The organism is Actinomyces sp. Z5 (genome assembly GCF_003287795.1).
Taxonomy (GTDB): domain Bacteria; phylum Actinomycetota; class Actinomycetes; order Actinomycetales; family Actinomycetaceae; genus Actinomyces; species Actinomyces glycerinitolerans.
Window position 1 is genome coordinate 43,715 of record NZ_QMIN01000001.1, and the last position, 6,624, is coordinate 50,338.

Annotated in this window: 6 protein-coding genes; 2 read left to right on the forward strand and 4 right to left on the reverse strand. The window is 65.3% G+C overall.

Annotation, left to right across the window (positions count from 1 at the left end; genetic code table 11):
- Nucleotides 1-208: 208 nt before the first annotated feature.
- Together DRB06_RS00170 and DRB06_RS00175 are read left to right on the forward strand one after the other, a co-directional pair.
- Nucleotides 209-1,033 carry an alpha/beta hydrolase family protein gene (locus DRB06_RS00170; RefSeq protein WP_108968687.1) on the forward strand — a complete coding sequence of 275 codons (825 nt, stop codon included), beginning with the start codon at nucleotides 209-211 and terminating at the stop codon, nucleotides 1,031-1,033.
- Nucleotides 1,034-1,076: 43 nt separating this feature from the next.
- The gene (locus DRB06_RS00175; protein WP_111818824.1) at nucleotides 1,077-2,555 is read left to right on the forward strand and encodes a PHB depolymerase family esterase; all 1,479 of its coding nucleotides are present in this window, start codon (nucleotides 1,077-1,079) and stop codon (nucleotides 2,553-2,555) included.
- Between the two features lie 98 nt (nucleotides 2,556-2,653).
- Here DRB06_RS00175 and DRB06_RS00180 read toward each other — a convergent pair whose 3' ends face one another.
- The 4 genes from DRB06_RS00180 to DRB06_RS00195 all read right to left on the reverse strand — a co-directional run bounded on the left by DRB06_RS00180 (nucleotide 2,654) and on the right by DRB06_RS00195 (nucleotide 6,526).
- Complete coding sequence (locus DRB06_RS00180) at nucleotides 2,654-3,382, reverse strand: SDR family oxidoreductase (protein ID WP_111818825.1); 729 nt, start codon at nucleotides 3,380-3,382, stop codon at nucleotides 2,654-2,656.
- Nucleotides 3,383-3,596: 214 nt separating this feature from the next.
- Nucleotides 3,597-4,637, reverse strand: a complete 1,041-nt coding sequence (locus DRB06_RS00185; RefSeq protein ID WP_181575137.1) for a helix-turn-helix transcriptional regulator — start codon at nucleotides 4,635-4,637, stop codon at nucleotides 3,597-3,599.
- A 330-nt stretch (nucleotides 4,638-4,967) separates the two neighbouring features.
- On the reverse strand, nucleotides 4,968-5,147 hold the full coding sequence (locus DRB06_RS00190) for a hypothetical protein (RefSeq protein WP_108968679.1): 180 nt from the start codon (nucleotides 5,145-5,147) through the stop codon (nucleotides 4,968-4,970).
- 227 nt (nucleotides 5,148-5,374) lie between these two features.
- Nucleotides 5,375-6,526: a low temperature requirement protein A gene (locus tag DRB06_RS00195; protein ID WP_181575138.1), complete on the reverse strand. Its 1,152-nt coding sequence runs from the start codon at nucleotides 6,524-6,526 to the stop codon at nucleotides 5,375-5,377.
- Nucleotides 6,527-6,624: the final 98 nt, after the last annotated feature.

Genomic DNA, 6,624 nt, shown 5'->3' on the forward strand with positions numbered 1-6,624 from the left:
GGCGGGTGGTGTAGGCCGCACTGCGATCCGCGTCATGTGCCGAGTCAATCAGGATGCGCGCAGTGCGTGAGCCGCCATCGCGGCGCGATCAGCCGGGATATCGCCGCCGGATGGCGGCTCACGCAGGTGGGATGAGGGGCGGATAGTTGCTGCGCACCATCGGTGTGGCAGGGATGCCGTGCCGGATTCAATGACACTAGGAGAAGCTATGGCGTTGCTGACCATGAACTTCGAGAGTAGGCATCTGCGCGCGAACCAGGAGTTCACAATGATCCTGCCAGACCGCCCGCAGGCCGAGGAACCGACCGACTATTACGAGCGAGCCCGAGACCTGAAGGTTTTGTGGCTGCTGCATGGGACCTTCGGTGACCACAGTGACTGGGTGCGCAAGACGAATATTGAACGTTACGCCGTCGACAAGGGCATCGCGGTGGTCATGCCGAGCGGGCAGAACTCCAACTTCTCCAACTGGAGCGGCGCGATGCTGGGCTACGACGCATACGATTACGTCATTAAGGAACTCATGCCGCTGGTATGGAACTGGTTCCCGGTCTCACATAGGCGGGAGGACAACTTCATTGCGGGCCTGTCCATGGGGGGACGAGCCACCATCAAGTTCGCGGTCAACCACCCGGAGCTCTTCGCAGCGGCGGCGGTGCTCTCCGCCGCGCCGAAGAACTTCGATCTCCTGACCGAGGAGTACCTCGCCTCGGATGACATCTTCGCTCGGCGTCTGGCGGGCATGGTCCACAACGCCGGTGGCCTGGAGGCCTTCAAGGCATCGGAGGAGAACGTTTGGCGGATCATCGACGAGAAGGCCGCCAGCGGGGCGCTGCCGCGGCTGCGCTTCCACACTGGCGGCGATGACGACTACATAGTCCCTGATCTGATGACCTTCAAGAAGCACGCCGAGGAGATCGGCCTTGAGGCGGAGTTCGTCATCACCGAAGGGTACGGACACGAGTGGGACTTCTGGGACCGCGCTATCCGAGAGGCCCTTGAATTCTTCGATCTTGAGGATGCGTGCCTTTGAGACATCAGGAGACCCGCGACCCGCACAGCGAAAGGTGTTTCACATGACAGGAAGATCGGCATTCATTCGCCCGGGCGTCCCGGATGACGACAACCGGGACTATCTCCCAAAATCTCTGAAGAACTCCAGCATCGTCGTAAATGAGAACGGCAACAACTCCCAGCCCTTCCCTCCCCGACTGGCTGAATGCTCCGGAGAGATCGCTGACGGCGTCGTCGACCACTGGTACCTCTATGTGCCCGAGTCCTACGACCCGACGGTTCCCGTGCCACTCGTCGTTTCCCTGCACGGCGGCATGATGACCGGGTGGGCGCAGGCCGTGTACACCTCATGGACCAATGTGGCCGACCGCGAGGGCTTCATCGTGGTGTTCCCGAGCGCTGGAACCCGTAACTTCTGGACCGTGGACGTCGCTGCGGAGGACGTCGAGGCTTTCACCCGTCCGGATGCTGAGGGCATGTACTTGAACACTCCTCCCGCCAATCCGGAGGATAACCATGATCTGCGCTTCATCCTCGGTCTCATTGAGCAGTGCTGCCAGGAATACTCCATCGACCGGAGCCGGGTGTTCATGCAGGGAATGTCCATGGGGAACCTCATGACCTCCCAGTTCGCCCGCTATTTCGGGGACGTGCTGGCGGGCGCAGCTGGCTCCGGCGGCCCGGCCAAACCCAACCTTCTCTTCGATGCCGACGGACGCCCTCTGAACCGGGCCGGTCCGCTGGCCATCTGGCAGTCTCGGCTGGACCTCGACGGGCCGCCGAAGGACGCGGGGATGCCAGTTCAGGAAGTGGTCCGTCGCAACCGCGAGTACTGGCGTGCTGTCAATGGGATCACCGAGCCACCCGCGATCTCCATCCGAGGGGACGACAACTTCGCCTTCTATCGGGGTGGGAACGCGGACTTAGTGTTCCGGGATGTGCGCAATCGCGATCACGGCCAGACCTTCGATGACGCCGAGCTCGTCTGGGACTACCTGTTCTCGGGGATGCGTCGCCATGAGGACGGTCTCATTCAGGACACGGGGTCCGTATGCCCTCGGCAAGGTGATGACTGGGCGGTCGCGGTGGCGAACGGCTGCAGTCGTGCGTGGGTCTGCGGAGGCGTCGTCGAGCTCGGTGGGGAGGCCTTCACTTGGAGGAAGCTCAAGTACCACGGGCTGGGCGGTGACGCACTCGTGCGAGGGGAATACGTATACGTCCCCCTGAGCTTCATCGCGTGCACCTTCGACGCTGCGCTGGAGGAGTCCGAGGGAGGCGCCGTGGCGGTCTTGACGCTGTCCGATGGACAGAGCCTGCAGTTCGCGCGCGGCGGCATCGGGTGCGTGAGGAACGGACGAGTGACCTCCATGCTCGCTGAGGCCGTGCATCGTGACGGTTGCCTATGGATCTCTCTGGAGTGGTTCGCCTCCTACGTCCTCGAGTTGCGCTGCTCGACGCGTGACGGCGTGCTGTACGTGACGGACCACCACGCCAACCTGTCCACGAACATGGCGGTCCTGCTGCGAGATCTGCTCACCTGAGAGGATGCGTCTGGGAGCACACGGAGCTCGGCACGGTTCATCCCCGAAACGAGCTCTTCGTGCCCCTTGCGGTTGGTGATGCGCTGTGAGGTGTGGCCTCAGTTCCCGGACATGGCAGCCAGGGTCATCTCCATCACGCGGCTGGTGCCCTTGCTCTGCTTGCAGATGAACACGACGGCGTCGGCCACGTCCTGCGGCAGCAGCATGAGGCGGGCATCGTTCTCCTCGTGCGTGCGTCCGGCACCCACCTGGAACTCGGTGTTGGTAGCCGAGGGACACAGCGTGCACACCTTGAGCCCCTGCTCGCGGAACTCCAGGTTGAGCGCCTGCGCCATGCCCCGGTTGGCGAACTTGGTGGCGGAGTAGGCGACCTCTTGGGCATGGCCATTGATGCCGGTGACGGAGGAGACGATGATCAGCTGGGACTCCTCCTGCTTGATCATCTCGGGTACCGCGTGCAGACAGAACGCGTAGGAGGAGCGCACATTGGTGTCCATCTGCACGTCGTAGGTCTCCATGGTGGAGTCCAGGAACGGTCCGGCAATGCCGATGCCCGCGTTGGAGACGAGTATGTCGATCCGTTCGAAGGTGTCCATCGCCAGCTTGACGGTAGCGATCACGGTGGCCTCCTCGCGGGCGTCACCGGCGTGGTAGACGGCCTGGACGCCCATTTCACGGCACTGCTGGGCGATGTCCGCCAGCTTGTCCGCAGACCTGGCGGTCAGTACGAGGTTGACCCCTTCCTCGGCCAGCGCGAGGGCGGACGCCCTGCCGATGCCGGAACTGGCACCCGTGATGATCGCGGTCTTTCCGGTGATGTCCTGCATGATTCTCTCCTTGCTGTGCTTGAGGATCTTCTTGGGGCAGCTGGTCTAGGAGTCCGATCGCCGTCGAGGGGTGCATGATTCTCGCCGGCACCTCGGCGACGATGTGTCTGCTGGAACGGTCCGCACTATTCCATTCCCGCTCGGTCTTGCGCAGCGCCCGCATCTCAGCACCACCGGGCCAATTCCTCAGGTCGTATCTTCAGCGGGCCACGAGCTACTCCCGGCTTCTTCCCCGGGGAGAGTGACCGAAGTACCTCATGTAAGCCCGGTAGAAGTTACTCGTGCTGGAGTAGCCGACGCTCCGGGCGATCTCCTCCACTGACAGTGTGGTCCGCTCCACCAGGAGGGCGGCGCGTTCCATGCGCAGTTGGAGGACCAACTGGGAGAAGTTCTTCCCCGTCTCCTTACGCACCAGCGTGCTCAGGTAGTTGGGGTGGTAGCCCAGACGGTCTGCCAACGCCTGCAGGGTGACACCCCCCAAATCCCGGGACACGGCCTCAATGACTGTTGAGGACACGGGCCTGTCCGGAACCTCGATGCCTCCGCTCCCAGCTCCGGCGTCGGTTCCTTCGCTGCGTCCAGGCCTATCGTTCTCGGCTCGTCCCGTGCTACCTGTGTACTCGGCACGCCATTCCCGCGCCACCAGTTCTACCAGCGCCAGGGCCAACGGCTTGAGGACTTGCTGGGAATCGTCACGGCGGTTGGCGTACTCAACCACCATGATCTCCAGCAGCCGGCGCACGGGGGAGGAGTCGGGGATGGTGACGTGCCGGAACTCGTCGCTGAAGGCGTCGTCGCGCGGGCCCAGATAGAAGTCCAACAGCTCGGCGTCGGCCATGACCGGCGGCAGGAACTCTCGGTAGAAGGTCTGGGCGCGTATCAGCACGCCCACGATCGTGCATTGCTCGTCGACGCTGGAGCGCAGCGCGTAGCCGTGGAAGGGCTGGCCCGTATACATCTGGCCCTCGTGCACCGTCACCAGGTTGTCGGACCGGTGACTCAGCGCCCGGTAGTCACCCTGGTAGGCGTAGTTGAGGAAGAAGAACCCGTGGCGGTGGAAGCGTTCGCCGATGCTGCTGCCGCGGAAGACGCAGACCATGACTTCCTCATCGTCTCCGCCGAACCACTCAAAACCGACCTCGGCGCCGCTGGTTTCAGGCACCTCCCTGTAGGTCCAGTCGTAGAGGGGGAACTGCTCGGCGAGCAGGTCCAGCGCCCGGGGAAGTGCTGCGTCGTCGGGCGAGTTGCTGTGCACCGTATCTCCTTCACTGCGATCTGCCTGGCCGCGCGCATGACGGCGCCGACTTCCAGCAGCTGATCGGGGGATGTGCGCGCGGCTGCCGATCCTCCTCGATCGCGCTGCCATGCTAGCGGTTGGCGCGGCGGGCCACGGCGCTCGCGTTTAGTGTCCGTGGCGGCAGGGTTGGGCCGACGGTTCTGCGGGTGATGGTGACCGTCTACTACGCCGGTTCACCGTCTGCTACGCCCCTTAGGGGTCTGCTGAATGGCTGTGGGCCGTTCAGCAAAGGTCGAACCGGCGTGCCCAACGGTGAAGTGGCGTAGTAGACGCCTGGTGACGACGCGGTCAGTTCACTGGTAGCGCCGTCGGCCGGGCGCCGATCGGGGCGTGGCGGCGTGCGCCGTTAGCGCGCTCGTCTCGCGTGGTCTGCTCTGCGGCCCGCGCCTCCAGCATGGCGTTGGTGGACTCCGCAATGAAGCGGATCGTGTTGGCATCCAGTGGTGTGGTGGGGACTAGGACGAACATGCCGGTCCTTTCAGGAGGAGGAGCCCACACCCGTCGTCGAAGTGGGCGTGGACGGGGCCGGTCCACACCGTGCGCACCCGGGAACGGCGCCGGTACGGCTGGCAGGCCGCCGAACGCACGTTAGCAGCCGCGGGAGTCGAGAGCGCGTACGCGTCATATTCGGCGACGGGCCCGCCCGGCCGTCCCGATATGCCGGAACCCACTGCGACGGGCATGGCCACAGCGGCTCAGCGGAAGTCCTCGGGGGCGGGCAGTCCGGCGGACGTGGGGGAGAGGGTCTCCCAGGCAGACACCACCAGCGCGATGCCGGCGGCGGCCGCCAGCGCGGCCCAGCCGGGCAGCGTCGTCGCCGCCAGGGGTGCCAGCAGCGCCGCCGCCAGCATGCCCGCCAGCCGGGAGCGATACAGCTTGGAGAAGACGCGGGCGCGCACGTGCAGGAACACCGCCAGGAACGCGGCCACCCCCAGGCACAGCAGCACCGCCATCTTCCATCCCATCGGGGCGTCGGGCTCCTCGAGCACGCTGTGGAAGCCGGCGGCGACGGCGATGATGCCGCCGATGAGGACCAGGTGCCCATAGACGAGCACCTCGCGCACGACGTCGAAGGGTGTGCCTGCTGTCTCCAACAGCCGCAGCACCAGGCCGCTGCTGTGGTGGAAGTAGGACCACCACAGCCCTCCGACCAGCGCGAAGGCCGCGATCACGGCGACGGCCTGGCGCCAGTCGATCGCCTCGGCCTCGCTCAGTGGCTCGCCGATGCCCACCACGGTCTCACCCAGGGCCACAATCACCAGCAGGCCGAAGCGCTCCACCACGTTCTCGGCGTCGTAGCTCACCGCCCGCATGCGACGGCGCTGCAGGCTGGGGCTGACCAGCTCCAGCAGGGCCGCGGCGCCCCACAGGCCCAGCTGGGCGTTTCCGCCGAGCAGCGCTCCGGCCACGAGCAGGGGGCCGGTCAGGACCACTCCCACTAGGTCGGGGGTGAACACTCGCCAGGCGGTGCCGACCATGCCGATCAGTAGGACGCCGCGGGCCGCCCAACAGGCCAGGGCGAAGGCGAGTGCGTGGGTGCCGAAGGCGTGCGGGACGGTGATGGCGACGGCCAGCGTCACCAGCGCCAGGGCCAGTACCACCAACCGGTTGTGGTTGGTGGTCACGTCGCGCATGCTCGCCTGAATGGAGGTGATGCACCACAGCCAGTAGATGACCGCGAGGACGACGGCGCCGTGGAGCAGGCCGAGGGCCCCGTTGTCGCGCAGCAGGCCGCTGATGCCGGCCACGGCGAAAACGTAGACCAGGTCGAGGAACAGCATGACGGTGTCGACCGGGCGGTGCGGCAAGGCAGTGTGGGTGGGAGACGGTGTGGAGGAGCTGGACACGGCGCGGATTCTAGACGTGCTCCGCGGCTGTGTTGGTTCGGTGGTGGCGGGTGTGGTTCGGCTTGTGGTGTGTTTTGTTTGGGGGGTTGACGGTGGGG